This window comes from Arthrobacter sp. TJ-170, assembly GCF_058269305.1.
Map to the genome: position 1 here is coordinate 578,477 of NZ_JBZCNL010000002.1, position 16,446 is coordinate 594,922.

The 16,446-nt window shown below is 56.5% G+C and carries 12 protein-coding genes and 1 pseudogene; 4 read left to right on the forward strand and 9 right to left on the reverse strand.

The window, feature by feature from the left end; translation table 11 throughout:
• Positions 1-302 precede the first annotated feature (302 nt).
• Together AC4D1W_RS06705 and AC4D1W_RS06710 are read left to right on the forward strand one after the other, a co-directional pair.
• The gene (locus AC4D1W_RS06705; protein WP_490898196.1) at positions 303-674 is read left to right on the forward strand and encodes a helix-turn-helix transcriptional regulator; all 372 of its coding nucleotides are present in this window, start codon (positions 303-305) and stop codon (positions 672-674) included.
• The gene (locus AC4D1W_RS06710) at positions 671-991 is read left to right on the forward strand and encodes a hypothetical protein (protein WP_490898197.1); all 321 of its coding nucleotides are present in this window, start codon (positions 671-673) and stop codon (positions 989-991) included. The genes AC4D1W_RS06705 and AC4D1W_RS06710 overlap by 4 nt, the downstream gene beginning before the upstream one ends.
• Positions 992-1,991: 1,000 nt before the next feature.
• Here AC4D1W_RS06710 and AC4D1W_RS06715 read toward each other — a convergent pair.
• Entirely contained in the window at positions 1,992-2,420 is a 429-nt protein-coding gene (locus AC4D1W_RS06715) for a DUF732 domain-containing protein (protein WP_490898198.1), read from the reverse strand.
• A 15-nt stretch (positions 2,421-2,435) separates the two neighbouring features.
• On the reverse strand, positions 2,436-3,158 hold the full coding sequence (locus tag AC4D1W_RS06720; protein ID WP_490898227.1) for an HNH endonuclease: 723 nt from the start codon (positions 3,156-3,158) through the stop codon (positions 2,436-2,438).
• A gap of 230 nt (positions 3,159-3,388) precedes the next feature.
• Here AC4D1W_RS06720 and AC4D1W_RS06725 point away from each other — a divergent pair, with 230 nt between their 5' ends.
• On the forward strand, positions 3,389-3,700 hold the full coding sequence (locus tag AC4D1W_RS06725) for a helix-turn-helix domain-containing protein (RefSeq protein WP_490898199.1): 312 nt from the start codon (positions 3,389-3,391) through the stop codon (positions 3,698-3,700).
• A gap of 148 nt (positions 3,701-3,848) precedes the next feature.
• Here the strand turns inward: AC4D1W_RS06725 and AC4D1W_RS06730 are convergent, their stop codons facing one another.
• From AC4D1W_RS06730 to AC4D1W_RS06755, 6 genes and pseudogenes are all read right to left on the reverse strand, one after another.
• Positions 3,849-4,004: a hypothetical protein gene (locus AC4D1W_RS06730; protein ID WP_490898200.1), complete on the reverse strand. Its 156-nt coding sequence runs from the start codon at positions 4,002-4,004 to the stop codon at positions 3,849-3,851.
• Between the two features lie 25 nt (positions 4,005-4,029).
• Positions 4,030-5,415 carry a hypothetical protein gene (locus AC4D1W_RS06735; protein ID WP_490898201.1) on the reverse strand — a complete coding sequence of 462 codons (1,386 nt, stop codon included), beginning with the start codon at positions 5,413-5,415 and terminating at the stop codon, positions 4,030-4,032.
• A 725-nt stretch (positions 5,416-6,140) separates the two neighbouring features.
• A pseudogene (locus AC4D1W_RS06740) lies at positions 6,141-7,295 on the reverse strand (IS3 family transposase).
• 220 nt (positions 7,296-7,515) lie between these two features.
• Positions 7,516-9,723, reverse strand: a complete 2,208-nt coding sequence (locus tag AC4D1W_RS06745) for a KAP family P-loop NTPase fold protein (RefSeq protein ID WP_490898202.1) — start codon at positions 9,721-9,723, stop codon at positions 7,516-7,518.
• Between the two features lie 423 nt (positions 9,724-10,146).
• A complete protein-coding gene (locus AC4D1W_RS06750; protein WP_490898203.1) occupies positions 10,147-12,696 on the reverse strand; it encodes a DEAD/DEAH box helicase in 2,550 nt (849 codons plus the stop codon).
• Between the two features lie 3 nt (positions 12,697-12,699).
• A complete protein-coding gene (locus tag AC4D1W_RS06755) occupies positions 12,700-14,814 on the reverse strand; it encodes a site-specific DNA-methyltransferase (RefSeq protein ID WP_490898204.1) in 2,115 nt (704 codons plus the stop codon).
• Positions 14,815-15,504: 690 nt separating this feature from the next.
• Here AC4D1W_RS06755 and AC4D1W_RS06760 point away from each other — a divergent pair.
• Positions 15,505-15,756: a helix-turn-helix domain-containing protein gene (locus AC4D1W_RS06760; protein ID WP_490898205.1), complete on the forward strand. Its 252-nt coding sequence runs from the start codon at positions 15,505-15,507 to the stop codon at positions 15,754-15,756.
• A gap of 123 nt (positions 15,757-15,879) precedes the next feature.
• On the opposite strand, the gene AC4D1W_RS06765 is transcribed toward AC4D1W_RS06760, so the two are convergent.
• Positions 15,880-16,332 (reverse strand): hypothetical protein, encoded by a 453-nt coding sequence (locus AC4D1W_RS06765; protein WP_490898206.1) that lies wholly within the window; start codon positions 16,330-16,332, stop codon positions 15,880-15,882.
• Positions 16,333-16,446 lie beyond the last annotated feature (114 nt).

Below are 16,446 nucleotides of genomic sequence, written 5' to 3' on the forward strand. Positions count from 1 at the left end.
GTGCACTCGCGATGCCTGGAACTGATCAAAGTGCCCACCTTCACTGCTCCCGTTTTATTACGTAATGTTACGTCATGTGTTACCACATTGTTTGACATATACGGATTCCTGTAAGCAAGCGGTTCGGGATGTGTCAAACATGTGGTCGCTGATGTGGTAACGCGTGAGTAACTTGGCATCCGAAAGCGGCCCACTACTGGCGGCGCACCCGCGCTGCTAATCTTCTTCTCACGGCCCGAAAGAGCCGATAAACCCCCGAAGTTGTGCGGAATACTCCCCGTGGGAAGGGAGCCGCTACCTCCGTGAATCTCAGCCGGAGGACAACTTCAAATGGCGGGCCAAATCAACTGATCGACGACCTACTTTGTCGCGCCCAAAACGGGGTGACTGGTCAAGTCAGCATCTTGGCACGCACTTTCACCATCCCGTCTATTCATCGTTTGGAGCCGACTTTGCTTACCACCATTCCCACTACCGCCGTCGAGAGGGCGCAGGAGATCACCGGCAGCGTTTATCTCGATCGGAAGGAATGCGCCGCTTACATGGGTGTTTCAGAAAAGTTCCTTGCAACCCACTTGCACGACGGCCCGCGTCGCTTGCGCGTGGGCTCCAAGATCATCTATCGGCTGTCCGACGTCGAGAACTGGATGCATCAGCAGCAGGTAACTCGGTGAACTCGATGAATCTGTACCGTGACGAGTGGATACAACTCCTGGCGGCGGACTCAGAGATCTCAGCACCTGCCATCGACCTCGGACATGTTCTGGCTGGAACGGTTGGCCTTGGTCGAATAGCTTTCACCAACTGGCAGAAGGTCAACCGCGCGCTCGGCCGGGAGCCACGCGACGTCTCGATCTTTGAGCAGATTCGTGAACTCCAGGACGCCGGATATCTCGGCCGATTCATGGGCAACATATATAACCAGTCCCGAGGCTGGCCACTCCTCTATCCGGAAAGCGAGGTCGACGTCCATCTCCGTCCTGCTGCATGAGCTTCCATCTGCGGTCTTTGGCTTGCATGAAAAGGACGTTCCGCTCTGGTATCTCTCTCGTGTCGAGGCCAGGCAGCGACAACTGGAGAAAGGTGGCCCGTTCTTCCTGCCTGACTATGAGCGGCGCTTGAGTTCATCAGCACTCAAGCCAAAGGTTCAAGCAACGCTCATGGCCACCGCGCAGACAGCTATTCCGATGGGTACGACGACTGTAGGAAGGCGGGCCGTTGCCGATTCCCTGGGGATCAATGTCAAAACGGTTACTCAACACTGGAACCTCGCGCGGGAGGCGGACCTCCTGTACTCTCGCAGGCGTTACAACGACTCGAGCGTGCATAGCTTCATCCCACGCGGAGGGGGCGAAGAGCCTATCGCATCCAGGCAATTACCCACGGCTGTTTGGTCGTCGGCCGAGATAACGTGGTGGAATGAGCGCGACCGCCGCGACAGGATACCGCCGTGGGGCGATTCGGCTCCACCCTTCTAAAAAGGTAACTATATATAAGAGAGCGATAGTGATTCTTCTACCGGGTCTCTCTGTGTGGGAACCGCAATCACAGAACCACGCTGGTACATGGTTGGTGTAGCAATTACCGGTGTGTTGTTCTCTGGTGAGCAAGGTGCAGCCCCAGCGGAGCCTTGCTTACGCGGCTCCTTCTACACAGGAAGCGAAGGCCCAGCGGAGCTCCCCTCGGGTCGCTCCGAAGGAGAGAGAGTAGGGCCGTCGCTATCACGCTGATAGCAGCTGTCTAGCTGCAGATGCGAGTGGGAGGTCACGGCCTCCCACTCAGGCAGTTCAAGGAATCGTCGCTGTGCGACTCACACGGTAGTTGCTTACGCACCGGACCTAGTAAAGGCCTTAGCCGAAGGCCGGGACCGGGACCGGGACCGGGACCGGGACCGGGACCAGCAAAGCGCAGAACGGGTCGGTCTTACGAGCCGATGGAGTAACTGCAGTGAATCGGTGGAGAAGGGCAGGACCTCGGTCCTGCCCTTCTAATCACATCCCTATGACGACTTCCCGAATTTTAAGCAGTTCATCCTTGCAGTAGTGATCAGCCATCACTATCACCGCGCTGTTGCCATCTACCTTGCCCAAGGTATCCGTCATCATGTCGAGTGCGGTATGGGCCGTCTCGGATTCCGATAGGATGCGGCAAACGTCTTTCCCAAGCCAGATAAGGTCGCTGTCGCCTAATATCGCGAGGTCCGGTGCTGCTTGCTCAATATCAGTCAGGTAGGCCTGGTCGACCTTACGGAACTGAGGGTGTGGGGAAGGCGTTGGCGCTTGAGTGCCGAGCGTTTCCATGGCTGTGGACGTTGCAGGGGGCCGTGTAGTTGTCTCGGCGTCGGCTGGCGGCGTTGCAGCGCAGCCAGCCACAGCCAATGTGAACAAGGCAATAATCTGCATCGAGTATTTGCTTTTCAAGGGTCGGCTTTCCAATCATACGTTGTTGGCGCGGAGCGAGGGCGGGCTGTCGGGGAGCGAGGGTCCGAAAGGGGCTCGGCCGGATAGTTTCCACTCGACAATGAACATCGCGCCCTTTGAGTCGTTGCATGCCTTGCATGCGGGTGTCACATTCCCCGGCGCGTGTCGGCCCCCACGGGAAAGCGGGACGATGTGCTCCATAACAAGCTTCTCTGGCCTGCAACCACAATAAGTGCAGCGGAACTCGTTTCTGCGGAGCGCCTTCTCCCATTCCTCTGCAGTCACCTCGACATATCCGGGGTTGCCGAACATGCGAGCTCGCCGGTTTGCATGCATGGCATAGCGCTTATCTGGGTTCTCACGACGCCAACGACGAGAGGTTTCCAACTGCCGTTCATGCGTAAGCCAATAAAGAGTTCGGGCCTGTTCCCTCCTATGCTTGCTTTCCTTCGGATAACGCGCCAAGTTCCGGGACTGTTCACGACCGTCTGCTATCCGCCGTTTGTCGGAGGCCTTGGTCTTGCAGGTCCGGGAGCAGAAGACGGCGTTACTGCGGAGTGCTGAAATATCGATGCCGCAGAACCGGCACAACCTCGGACCGCTCAGGTCCACGTCATGAAGCTTGGTGGTAAGCGCGTCGCCGTGCTTCATCCGTCGTTGGTAGTGGCGGGAACAGTACCCCCTTGCCTTCACAGGGGAGGAACAAGTTTCGACGATGCATTGGGAGCTTGAAAGCATCCAGGAATTCAGTCGAGCCGAGAGTTCCTCCTGCGTTGGCAAGCGGGCGAACGCCGTTTCAGCCGCCCTGAGATCCGCTATGGCGGCTGCTACAACCTCCTTGTTGAAGGCTCCAGTTTCACTTGTTGAGTTGCCACCGCTCACTGATCTGCTCCTGTGCGTTGCGTCGAGAAACCGAATGTATCACTAGTAGGGCAGACAAAAAGAACATACTTCAGTGTCATGTATTCATGCCCACGCGCCCGAGCCAGTCGTCAGAGGAGCAGCGGCTCCGATGGGCGGAACGACGAGCGAGCGTAGGCGCCCGAATACGAGAGCTTCGATTGGCCAGAAATTTGTCGCAGGAATCTGTGGCACTCGAATCGGGTCTGAGCCGGAACATGATCATCGGGCTGGAATGGGGCCGCAAGACGGTCGCGTACGAACGGCTTTGGGATGTTGCTGCGGTATTGGGAGTGTCGATCACCGATCTGTTCGTCGAACAGCCTTCACCGGTAGAGAGAAGACATCATCGAGGTGGCCGGCGATCGATGGGACAGTGAAACCCCCCTGTAGACGCGCCGTACCGATGCGAGAGACATGATTGGCGGAATCTTCGTATCAGTTTCCGCCATTGCGTAATGTCGGGTTCCCCGGGCATAACCCACTCAGGTCGTTGGCCGCGAGCTTGTACATTCGCTGATGTACTTCTCAAGCTTCAACCCGCTCCACCCGCCACTGACCACGCCCACCCATCTGAGTTGCTGGAAGGTCGCCGCTTTCCAGCAGGACATACGTCTGGGACTTGCTGATGCTCGACTCTTCGGCGACATCAGTCAACTCCAGTAAGCGGGGTAACTCTGGCACAAAACCACTATAAGTTTCCTTCCCATCACATACCGTCAAGCTCCTGAGCAGGACGCTCGTCCCTCTCCGAAGTGCGCGAGCGTGTTCGGATGGCGCTCAGCAACCAGCTGAGCAGTGCAGACCGCGTTAGGGTCGCCCCTACATCAAGCGAATCGGTCCTATTCGCCACTGCGCGCGTGGCTTCAGCTAGAGCGCGGTGCCGGTCAGCCGCCGCTCTATGAGCGACTTCCGCTTGTTCCAAGCGCTTCTCAGCGAATCTTTTCTCTTCCGCTCGCTTCGCAAAAGCTATTTTGAAGACGACCATTCCTGGCCCTGTCCCAGTTCTGAACGCCACCGAAATCAGAAGGAGTTGCGCTCCGCACGTGAGCAGCGCGACAACGCCACACACGAAGGCGAAGTTCAGGTCCAGAATGAAGACGGTGAGGACCTGCACGCCAAAGGCAAACGAGATGGCTGCGCTGCGCACCCACCAGATCGTCGAGTTATATTTCCTGTCGCTGACCTGGCGCACCGCGTTGGCTTCCTTCGCCAGCTTGGAAGCAGATGTGAAGATGATCACCATTAGTGCCGGACCTGTCGTATATATCGCGGCAACAAACAGCCATAAAAAGAGCCATAGAAAATTCCCGATCCCGATATCCTGCCCCAGGTTCACCGAAGGATGTTGTGCCCATAGACAGGTCAGGACGAGAGTCTCAAGAACGACGAGGACCAAGATGTTGCCCAATCCACGGGTGCTCGTCGTCCTATTCCAATCCTTAGCATCCTCTGACACCTGCTCGCGGACGGGAGGAGGGAACGAGTCTTTCAGCGTATCCAGCTGAAGTCGAGCGTGGTCAGCGAACCTCTTTGCAGTCTGGACCTTCATGCGGAGGGTACTTAGTCGTTCTGCTATCTGTAACCCGGAGGCCGCCCAAGCCAACATAGAGATGAAGAAAAGAGCGAAGGCAAGGCCGCTGTGCTCGAACAATTGAGATGCTGTTATAGCGAACGCGATATAGCACGCCAGCGGCGCAATGCCCTGCATCCTCTTATGCCAGCGAGTCAGGTCGAATTCGGCACCTACGTCCTGTGGCGTTCCGAGACGGGCAGCAAAAACAGCAATGTTGATGGTGACTACAAATGCCGCAAGTCCCAGAACGATGGTGGAAGCCACCTCAGGCTCAACCCCCGCTGATGATTGCCAGACCAGGGGATCTACTCCGAACTGGAAGTTCTCAGCTCCTGCACCCTTCGTGAGGTTGGTGCTAACTACCTGATTCAGAAAATGAACGCCCTGCAGCAGTACGTAAAGGACAAGCGACTTACCAAGAGCACGCCAGCCCTCGCGCACCTCTTCTCGCTCCACTGCCTCCTTGTCAGCAAGTAACGCGTCGTCGCCGAACTCCTGCTCTCCCTGCACCTGACTCATGCCGGTGAGACTAACTCAGAGCCAGAGGCAGGGAAGGAAGGCTTGCCGACGCGGCAAAGGCACCGAATTAGGAATCGAACATGCGTTCTATTATGGGAGCATGAGCCATAACGAACGGTACGGCGCTGGCAAGGTAGACAAGTGGCTCGAAGGATGGATCCTTCGTGAGGAACCGATGCTTCTCACAGCCATCGAAATAGATCTACCGAACGACCCTGAGCATGTTTTCCTCTTACCTCGCCGGGTTAACGCTTGGATTCGCTACCCTGCGAAAGCCATCCGACTGAAAGCCCACGCTCTCGGATGGAATAAACGCGCCGTGAGGATCAGATTCTGAGAGCCGGTCATCAAAACCGAGCGCGAAGGCTGGGTCTGGACCAACGCCGTCATGCCGGACGACGACCAGTAGAACGATCTCGTCATGCGTATCGCACATCAGAACCGTGTTGCTTGTGACGCCCCCGAAAACATCCCAACCCGTACGCGGGGGGAGCCGCTAAGACAGGCGGGGAAGTGTCCATGGTCGAAAGGGGGCCTCCCCCTGCACCCCAACCAATTCGCTTCCATCTTTCGCCATGATCCTCTCGATGGGGCCAATAGTGTCATGGCGTCAGGTTGAGCCACTTGCCTATCGCAAGCACGAGTACGCCGCCTATAACAGTGACGATTGAGGGGGACTGCTGAAGGTTTAGTTGACAGCTGGGGTTGGTGATTTCCTACGTGGCTCAGGCCGCGCTCTTTATGGTCTCAAACTCGATGGGTGTCAGCCGTCCGAGGGCACGTTGACGGCGTTTTTCGGTGGTAGCTGCGCTCGATCCAGGTCGTGATGGCGAGCCTGAACACGGCCCGGGTTTCCCATCGTTTGCGGTTCAACACGTTCTTTTGCAGCAGTGAGAAGAACGATTCCATCGCGGCGTTGTCACCGCATGCCCCTACTCGGCCCATCGATCCGCTCAGCCCGTGGGTGTTTAGGGCCAGGACGAACTTTCTTGATCTGAACTGGGACCCTCTGTCCGAGTGGACCACCGTGCCCGCCGGTTTCCTCAGGGCCACGGCGTGATCCAGGGCAGCGACGGCCAGGGATGCTTTCATCCGTCCGTCCATCGAGTACCCGACGATGCGGTTCGAGTGCAGGTCCTTGATCGCGCACAGGTACAGCTTGCCCTCCCCGGTGTGGTGCTCGGTGATGTCCGTCAGCCACTTCCGGTTCGGAGCCGTGGCGCTGAAGTCCCGTTCGATGAGGTCATAGTGGACCGGAGGGCCGGCCCTGAGCCCTGAGCGGCGCCGGCGGTGGATCACGGAGAGGATGCCGTTCTGAGAGCACAGCCGCCAGATCCGGCGCTCACTGACCGCAAGCCCTGGACCGGCATTGATCTCATCGGCGATGAACCGATAGCCGAAGGCAGGATCGTCGCGGTGGTGATCCTTGGCGGCGTTGATCAGGTGGGCCTCTTCCCAGTCCCGGGCGGGGACAGGGTTGGCGGCCCACTGGTAGTAGGCCTGTCTGGCGAAATTCAGCACCCGGCAGGACACTGCCACGGGAACCCTGATCGGGGCGTCCCTGGCAGCCAGCTCGCGGACCAGCGGGTACATCATTTTTTTGGGTTGATGTCCCGGGACAAATATGCCACGGCACGGCGCATGACTTCAGCTTCCTGCTCCAAGAGCCGGATGAGCTCATTAGCCTCCCGCAACTTCGCGGCGTCATCAGAAACGGCCCCGGACTTCACGCCGTCTTCTCTGTCGGCGATCTTCATCCAGCGGTGCAGGGCAGCGGGAGAGACACCGAAGTCCTTGGCGATCTGGGTGATGGGCGCTTCGCCCTTGCGGGCAAGCGCGACGACATCGCGGCGGAACTCGTCGGGAAAGGCTTTGGGCATGATGAACATCCTTCGACCCGCAAGGATCAAACCCTCACAGGCAAAGTGTCAATCAAACCTTCAGCAGTCTCTTCGCCACTATTGCACTGAGTGCAGGTACGGCGCTCCACGACCTGCAAGACAGCATGGGACACGCGGACCCCCGAACAACGCGGCGCTATGACAGAGCGCGCCAGAACTTGTCAAAATCGGCGGGGTACGACGTAGCTCGGGCTTTGGCCTAGTCGGACGCAGCCTCTTCGCCACCGTAAGTCCTAGACATTGCACTTAACATCATTTGCAGGCTATGGACGGCGGCGCGCATCGTTTCTTCGAAACTGGGATTCTCGATACGATACTCCCTCGAACTCTCCCAGAAATTCTTGATACGAGACTCCCTCGAACTCTTCCAGGGATTCTCGCCCACAGGCTCAGGCGCACAGGATTGAAGACGCGATATTCCCAGTATGTGGTCAACCTGTTCTGCGTCTAACGGAGCCGCTCGATATCCCGTCCCTTTCCCACCGATCAGGTGGACGGACGGCAGCATCAAGCCCAACGCGGTCGCAACAGTGAGCTGCTCACGCTGAATCAGATCCCACATGTAATCCTGCAGTGCGTTCTTCTCTTCCAGCCCACGCATCGATCTCAGGTAACTAGCTAAGCATCTGCTGGAATCCCACGTAATCGGCGCTTCTAGTAGCAGACTGAAGCGCCTTTTGCATTCATCAACGACCGCGACCTTGCATGCCGTTGGGTATGGGCTGATGACTGTACCGTCATCGTTGAACCGCTGTCGGCTTAGCACATTTGCAAATAAGTACAATCCGCTCTCGCTCGTGATTCGACTACGGAGCATTGCGATGTCTTCGGTGGCACCTGCTGGTTTCCACAGATCCATGGTCAGTTCTTCAACTAGATTGGACGCCCGGCCGAATGAAGCTAGTTCCGTTTCAACGATTGATGCATACGTGTGAGCGAGAAGATCCAGGACGGCATCGGCAGGGAAATTCGGAACATCGTTCCGCAATCGGCTTATCTTGCTTAGGATTAGACGCGCGTCGGAAACAAATCTGGCTTGCACCTCCTCGCTTTCAGGGGAGGACTTTTCATCCTGTAATTCAATTAGAAAACGCCGAACCGAGGAGTCTGCTATATCACCGGTTGGAACTCCCAGCTGTGTGTACCGGTAGAAATAATCAGGATGACCTACTCCTCGACGTTTCTCCTGCTCAACCCTAGCGGCTGCTGTCATCGTCAAAGCGCCGGTCGCTTGGCGCAATGATAGGAATAACGATGATAACAAGGCGTAGATCGCATCCCGGTGGCGAAGCCCCTCTTTGTCGGCCCACTGTCCCCACCTAGTGGGTAGATCGGCAGAATTGCTGTTATTGAGATTACTGCTTTGATAACTTGTTAAATCTTCTGCATTGCGTTCCATCCAACCGACTACGCTTGGCTCGAAAGTTCGCAGAAAGGTTACGGCTAGAAAATCGACGAAATCGACCTCCTCTTTTAGGCCGCTCCAGAGCGCGTCCACCTGGGTGAACAATCGCTTGGCAGCCCGCGGCTGGGTGACATAGACACGCATGCCATTGTTCCAAGCGTTCTTTAGACGCAGGCGGTCTGCTTCCGTGAGGGCTACGTCATGGTTCTGCTCCACTTCCGCTAGGAGCGCTTCTGCAAGTAGATCGTGGTCCACGGGGATGAGGGAGGGTATGTCAAACCTCAGCTGGATCATCTTCTCCAGATAGTCCCTGGCCCGACTACCATCTTCTCCAACTAACCCCGTTTGGCTCAGAACATGAGTGAGGGTCGCTTCGTCGTAGCAAAGCAAGTAATAGACATTCGGCAAGCGCCCGAGGAGGCGTACCAAACGGAATGTGTTTAGAAGTTCTTGCGGCTCCAAGCGGTCGAGGTCATCGATAAGCATTAGTACCGGCGATGCGAGCTCAGTCAGCGCACGTTCTGCTTTCCGCTTCTGTTCGTCGGCGCTCGTGTCTCCTTCGAGCAGCTCCCCGCTTCGTTCTAAGATGGCTTCCCCGTCCACTCCGATCAGTCCCCCTAGGGCGCCGAAGGGTGCGATCGTCTTGAGAAGGCCCGACACAGCTTGCTTAGCCCGGGTTCCTCTACCGTCAGTGCTTTCAGGCAACGCCGTGGACAACTCAGTGAAAAAGCCAGTGACAGTGGCCGGATAGGAAGCGTATGACCACGGGTTGAAACGAGCGACAGTCCAATCCCCGTTCTCGGTCATGAGACTGTCCACCTGCGCCATCACTGTTGTCTTGCCGCTTCCCCACGAGCCAACGAGGGCGGTCACGGAGCTGGGCGTTCTCGAGCGAAGAACGTCAAGGGAGGAACAGATCGTGCTCGCAATCTTTGATCTTCCGAGGCTTATCGCGGCTGCGGTCCCCGGGTCGAGCGGATCGTCTCCGTATAGCAAGGACATCTTCTTCCCCTAATCCTCCGGCACCAGCGATCTAAACATCACTACTACACCCTTGTTTCAGCCCGACTATTCGCTTCTGTTTCAAGGGCGACAATTGCACTACAGGTAACGCCAGCCGCACACCCAACCGAAGAGTTGCCCGAAGACGAAGAGTTGCTCGAAGAAGCACAGCTCCGGCAGATACATTATGGCGGATCCTTACCGATGCCTTGCGAATTGATCGAACGACCCGATGAAACGCACCGCTAGACGTCTAGGGCTGATCGTGCCATGAGAAGTTAGATGGTGGGCGTAGCTTCGATTATCTGGAGTCGACAGAGTGTTATCGAATCATCGATCCGTTACGCTCAGTTGCGGGCGTTCCTTCCCTAATTGGCCGGAGTGTTGGCCCCCGGGACGGCATTTATCAGCCCGTGGAGTGTCTCACGAGTACTTGATAGCGATCTCCCCATCGTCATACAGATGCTGTGCTGCGTCTGCTCTTCGCACCTTTTCGCGGGTATGGGCATCTCTGAGGTTCAACACCACAAGTACTTTGTCACTGTTGGCAGCGACCGAGTCAATACGGTGAAAAGAGGAACCATAGGTATCGGCGAAGTCGGCCAGACCTCTAAGTTTCGTCAAGGCATCTGGTAACCCCGGATTATGGGGGTCCACAATCGAGGTTTTGACTGGACTGTCTTCTACTTGACTGAAGAAGATGAAGTCAGGCTGCAGGCTCCGCCACGTTCCTTCAAATTGATACGGGACCTTCAATGCATGTTTGGTGGCATGTGATGGATTGCGATACCAAGCCACCGTGTTCTTCCGCCCCAGCTCAGCTTCGATAACGGCGCTTTCCCACTCGTTGGGAGTACCAATAGGGTAATTGCCGTGCTCGTCCGACAAAAGATGCTTGTCCTTCAACGTTATGGCTTGTCCGCTCGCAGTGATGGTTTCCTCCACTCGGGCTACGGGCAGGACCATGGGACGAATTTCAGGGCTTCGGTTCGCGTTGTAAATCTTCTCAAAGTTCGCCTGATCGTCCTCAGACAATTCGCTAATAGCTACTCGGAACTGGGATTTCCACTGTTGCGTTAGGTTATCTGCGGCCTGCTCAACCGCCTCCACCGCGTCTGGAATCATCGATAGCGCCGCCACTTGTGCCCGCGCCATCCGAAGGTCGAGTTTGGCATCCCCCTCGCGTGCGCGTTCGGCCAAAACACTCGCGTAGCCCTTCGCGACTTTCCCACCGAGCAACCTGGTGGCTGCTCTGAAGGCGTCCTCCACAGTCCGGGCGTCGGCAACACCTTCAGCCTTGGTTAATGCGGTGGAGGCATCTTTCATGCTCGCCGTGATGACAGCGATATCGGTCTTCAACACCTCCTTGAGGTGAGCTTCAACGAGTTGGCTGTGTTGGACAGCCTGGCCGTCGAGAGCGGAGTAAAGGGTATCCAACGCTTTCTTGTCTGGCTCCGAGACCATAGCGGTGAGGGAAGCGGCGAATGACAGAAGCCTCGGGATAGGCCTCGCAGCCGGATTAGGCTTCTGGACGCTGGGTAGCCCAGAGAAGGTACTGAAGACTTCTTCCGGGATTGACGAGTTTTTCGTAACCGCTAGTGGCTTCACGATGATCCGCTGGCGTCCTGTTTGACCAGTGCCGTCGTCCTTTGACGGATCCAACGCCTTCTTGCCGGTGATGTGATCGGCAACGTCTTGGACCGTCTTCTTATTGAAGTTCGGGAGAAAACACGAAACGGCATTCAGGCGTTCGTCGGATTCAACGCGACGGGCGAGCGGCGTGCGAACCATGCGTCCGAGCAATTGCGCAATGTGGGTTCTGTCTTTAGCCGGCCGAAGACTGAACATCACTTCCGCTCGCGGGCAGTCCCACCCAGTCGTGATCGCGTCCTTAGCTACCAATACTCGAATGCTCGTGTCGGCGCTAACATCCTCCGGCACGACCTTACGCATAGTGTACTTACCGACCGTTTTGTCGTCGTACCCACTCATCACATGAGCAATTGCGTGCGGCGAGAGTCCCGCCCACTCCTCGTAGACCGTCGTAATCAGTCGGCTCAGGTCTGCGTCACTCGGCGAGTTAGGAACCTGAAGCACAAGGAGTGGGACAACTCGGTTATCCTCGTCATCCGCTGAGTCGTAGTCAGCCCACAGACGATCCGACTCGACTGTTGCCTTGACTGCATCACGCAGCAAGGAAGTATCGAATTGCCCCTTCTCGTCCGGGACGGACAAGTGAATTATGTCTTTGAGTAGTCCGGAATTCTGAACCCTGATCGGATCGATCGCGATGGAGGGAAGCTGGCTGCGACGGTCCGCAATCCCCTTCATCGCCTCTTGGAATCGTTCGGGCGTTGCCGAAATACCCCATACAACCGGAACTGGGGGTACCTCTCCGTGGCCATTGATCAGCCTCTGAACATAGGAGTACTTCTCCGAGTCATCCGGAGCGGTCTTCATTCCCCTGTGTGCTTCATCCAGGACGAGGTACAGAGTACGATCTTTGTCCTCAATCGTGTTCTTGATCGTCTCCCATATGGTGAAAGTTCTCTTTCCATCCTTCCGGGTCACGAAGTTGGTGGACGAGTCATAAACTTTCTGTATGTTCAAAAAATAGACGGATTGGGTCTCCAGCTTCTCCGCGTCGAAAGCATCGTTGATTTCAATGAGCTTTCCCTGCAACCCATCGGAAGCAGCTGACATCCGGATGATCGTCTGTTTGTTGAGGCTGGGATCATCCGTGACCCAGAGAATGACGGCTGATGGGTCAGAGACCAAGTCCAAGTCTTCCGACCCGGAGAAGAGGGCTTCGATGACTGCAGACGCTATAACCGTCTTGCCCGCCCCAGTTACCGCTGACAGGGCAAACGACGTTTCAAGGTCCAGCGTGTGGTAGGCTCCACGGGCTTTCCGGAATGCTGCAAGGGTGTCCCGAACCGCGTCTTCTTGGTAGTCCCTAAGTTCGTAATTCATGGATTAGTCCTCAACGTTGATGGGGAATGTAGACAGATACGACTTGTAGAGCCGTACCGGCTTTACATGAGTGGGAAGCATCCGACTAACCGTATGAAATTGCCCATCGTCGTCGCAGACGATGAAGGCCATAACCAAGGACGAGACATGGGCTGCCTTCGAAGCAAATTCACGAGCGGCGTCCACGCTAAATAGAACGCCATAGGTATCCGCGAGCTCAAAAGTGTCGCTCTTTTGGGTGACTCTTGGGCCACGGCTTCCCGCCATCATCCACAGCAAAGGAGCCACAGCTGTGAAGGCGGTGTTGTGGTCGACTTCCATGTCGTTCTCGTAAGTGAGCTCGAAGAACTCGACGTTCTCCTCAAAACCTTGGGACATGGGGAATTCATCAATGAATTTGTAGTCGCCCACAATAGGCTGCCCTTCAGGCGTCTTGCCTGTGATAGCAGCGGTGACACGCGGTTTGGTGATGTACTCACAGATGCCTCGGCGCTCCCACTCCCGGTCCCCAGGGCGATGGCCCTTCTCGCGCAGATCCTGGTGCTCTGCAGGAGAAACCTCGTTATTGGTGATTACGATGGACCGTCTATTACCACCATCCTGGCGGTTGAGGCGCATGACGGCATGAGTTGTTGTGCCAGATCCACCAAAAAAGTCGACGATCAGAGCGTTAGGCTTCTCTCTCACAAATAACCGAAGGCAGTCTTCTACCGAATACAACGATTTTGGATAGGGGAAGGGTCGACCTGGAATTAAGGCGTCAAGTAGAGCGCTTCCGTATGTGCCAGCATTGTGAGCCTTTCGATACCAAACAGTTTTCGGAACCCTTCGCCGAACCTTCTCGCCAGAGTTCTGAAGTATCAGTGCGCCCCTCGGATCGCGGCCCACCACTTCGATTTCTCCTCTGTCGATCATGGCAATCGCCCCTTCGCGCAGATACGTGATCGGCCAGCGCCCGCTTTTCTCTCTCGTTCCTACTCGGATGTAACCCTCAGCGAGCCGGGAGAGGAACTCTTGGCGTCCCATCTGCCAACGGCCCTCAATCCCTTTCTTGCTAATGGGCCAAGCGACAGATTGCCCGGCTGGAGCTGTGACGCTCTCTGGATTTGCGGTTTTAGCCAGTGGCTCACCTGCTGCAACGATCTTGCCCGTGGCATCCTCGATGAAGATGGGGTAGAAACTGTCCCACGATTTACTGCGGATGCCGTCCTTACCACCGCGAATCAGGGGGAACCATATTCGTTCAGATCCCGCTTGCGACTGCGCGTCGTCGGATTGCAGTGTCTCCACTTCGGTTGCGCTCGCCGCAGCAGCACCGATATAGACAAAGAACGCATACTCATCTACGCGGGACAATTGTCCCTTGCGCGATGACCCCTGCCCGTTAATCACGATTGAGGCCATCTGTATCTTGTGGCCCGTGAAAATTTGCTCTAGGAGTAAGCCGAGTCGCAGGTATTCCTTCTCGTCGATCGTAACGATGAGAGCTGCGCCAGCTGGGTTGAGCAACTTCTTAGCGAGCTTTAGCCTGCGCTCCATAAATGCAAGCCACTTTGAGTGGCGGTATTCATCCTCGCCGTCGACGTAGTCATTGTTGTACTTCCAATCTTTGGCGCCGGTGTTATACGGAGGATCAATGTAGATAACATCTACCTGCCCGCGGTGCGTGTAGACGAGCGCTTCGAGCGCATGATAGTTCTCAGCGTTGATCACCGTATGGAACGGCTTGGTCTCGTCACATACAACCGACCCTGTTGATCGCAAGCCTGGATAGATAGTGTCGTTGAACTCTGCAACGGCAACCAAGTCATCAAGGGCGCGCTCTGCAGTATCGCCCGTTCTCACGTCGAGGAGATTCGCAGCGCCTTGGCCAATTCCAGTCACCACCCAGAGCCGGTCATCCTCCACGACTTCTTCGCCCCGCACTGGACTGAAACGTACCTTGTCGTACATCCTGATAGGTCGGCCCGGAAGCTCGACCGACTCCGGAACATGGCGTTCAAAGTTCAAGCCGAAGGCGCGACGACGATTAAGTTTCTCAAACTCTCTCGTCAGGTCCAGGGCTAAAGCTGGATCCGATTTTTCGACGCGAGCCAAGAGAGTGGTCAGGTAAGACACGCGAAGACGCCTCCAGTAATAGGTTAATCTGATGTTCCAACGGGCAGCCGAAACGCGCACTCGCGATCACTTGCGCGAGGGGGGCCACCGCCCGGTGTTCACCGACTGAAGATTCGCGAAGCGCAATGCTTTGAGGTCTAAGACCAGCTGTTCTTGTTCAACAGAATATAGGGCTGGGGGACGTCTCAATGACCAACCTGGACAGCGCGTGTCGACGACGTGCGGCTGGTAAGGCGGACGGCAATTCCAAGGTGGGAAGGAATGGCGAAGAGGTTGAAAACTAGTTGAAAATGCCGGAGTGGACAATTAGAACTTGTCACAAGTGCGTCTCCGTCACTGGTGGAGGTTACCGTCGCATCATCTGCGCAGGTATCCCATGGCAATACCTACTGCCAGGGCACTGAACTGCAGCGATGGGGGGCCTGATGGTGAGCGGCAGAACAATCAGCCGACTCACATGCAACTTACATAGCGTCGCGGACCCTGGGGGATTTCTGAGGGTATGCCGGGCGCAGACGAGTGTTGCCCATCTAGGTAAGTGCGGCGGCGCTTCCGCCATTTCGCGCGGAATAGGAGCTTTTTGCTCGGTGCCCTCCATAGGATTCGAACCTACGACCTTCTGCTCCGGAGATAGAAGACAGATCAAGTCACACTTTTGAGCTGGACCTCGAAAGATCACGAGTAGTTGCATTGTCAGGTACATATGCTTCTTCAACGGCAGCGCGCTCGGGATGTAACCAGGAGCGTACCCAAGCGGGGCTGGCATCAGCCCGTGAGCGCGGACGGCTTGGGGGCCGCCCACGCAAGGTAACCGACCCGAAGATGGTTCAGTGTCGTCGTATGTTCAGCGAGGGTCACAGCGCCAAGGAGATCGCCGAGGTACTGGGTCTCAGCAGGGCCACGGTGTATCGGTACGTCAAGCTTGAGACCCCGGCGCAGTAGCGGATAGCAGGGGCCCTAGGAGCCCCTATCAGGGGCCGTCAGGGGCCATCAGGGGCTTACAGCTCCAAACGTGCCGGGAGCCGCCCCTGCGGGGGCTTCTATGCTGACCGCTGGCAAGGAGCCCTATGTAGAAGATGGAACATCTCCGGCCACGTAAAGCAGGGCTTTCTCGTAGTCCCCGCCGAAGGAAACCTGCGTCAGATTCTTGAACGAGATCTTGACGACGTAGTCCTCCCAGCTGGCTCCGGGATCGATGGTTTGAAGCAACAGAGACTTCTTGCCCCATTCCACTGGAGCCCCGATCACGCACCTACCTGGCCGCTTTACTTCTTGGAATAGCGTGACAATCGTGGCTGCCTTCGCAGCTCCTTCGACGATGGTCTTAGGGTTCATAAGCTCGAAGGAAGGCGAAGGGGGCGCCGGCGGCCACTGCGCACTCTGGTGAAGGAACTTTTCGAACGTCGGTTCCATCTCCACTCGGCGAAGCTGTCCCACTCTGAACACCCTGTACCCATCCAGGTATCCGCCGTCCCGGATCCACGCAATCAACACCCACTTAGCCTTCATATCCAGCACGATGCCGGGCTCAGTCTCATGACGCTCCACTGTGCGCCAAATTCTGATCGGTAAGGAATCCATCATGGACTGGGCAAGCAGGGACCGGATCTTTTTCCGGGATTGGGTTTTGCC

Bases quoted from the DNA above. Each gene is read 5' to 3' on its own strand.
- AC4D1W_RS06720 (WP_490898227.1), bottom strand. From the start codon at position 3,158: ATGCTTTCAAGCTCCCAATGCATCGTCGAAACTTGTTCCTCCCCTGTG.
- AC4D1W_RS06725 (WP_490898199.1), top strand. From the start codon at position 3,389: ATGCCCACGCGCCCGAGCCAGTCGTCAGAGGAGCAGCGGCTCCGATGG.
- AC4D1W_RS06735 (WP_490898201.1), bottom strand. From the start codon at position 5,415: ATGAGTCAGGTGCAGGGAGAGCAGGAGTTCGGCGACGACGCGTTACTT.
- AC4D1W_RS06745 (WP_490898202.1), bottom strand. From the start codon at position 9,723: ATGTCCTTGCTATACGGAGACGATCCGCTCGACCCGGGGACCGCAGCC.
- AC4D1W_RS06750 (WP_490898203.1), bottom strand. From the start codon at position 12,696: ATGAATTACGAACTTAGGGACTACCAAGAAGACGCGGTTCGGGACACC.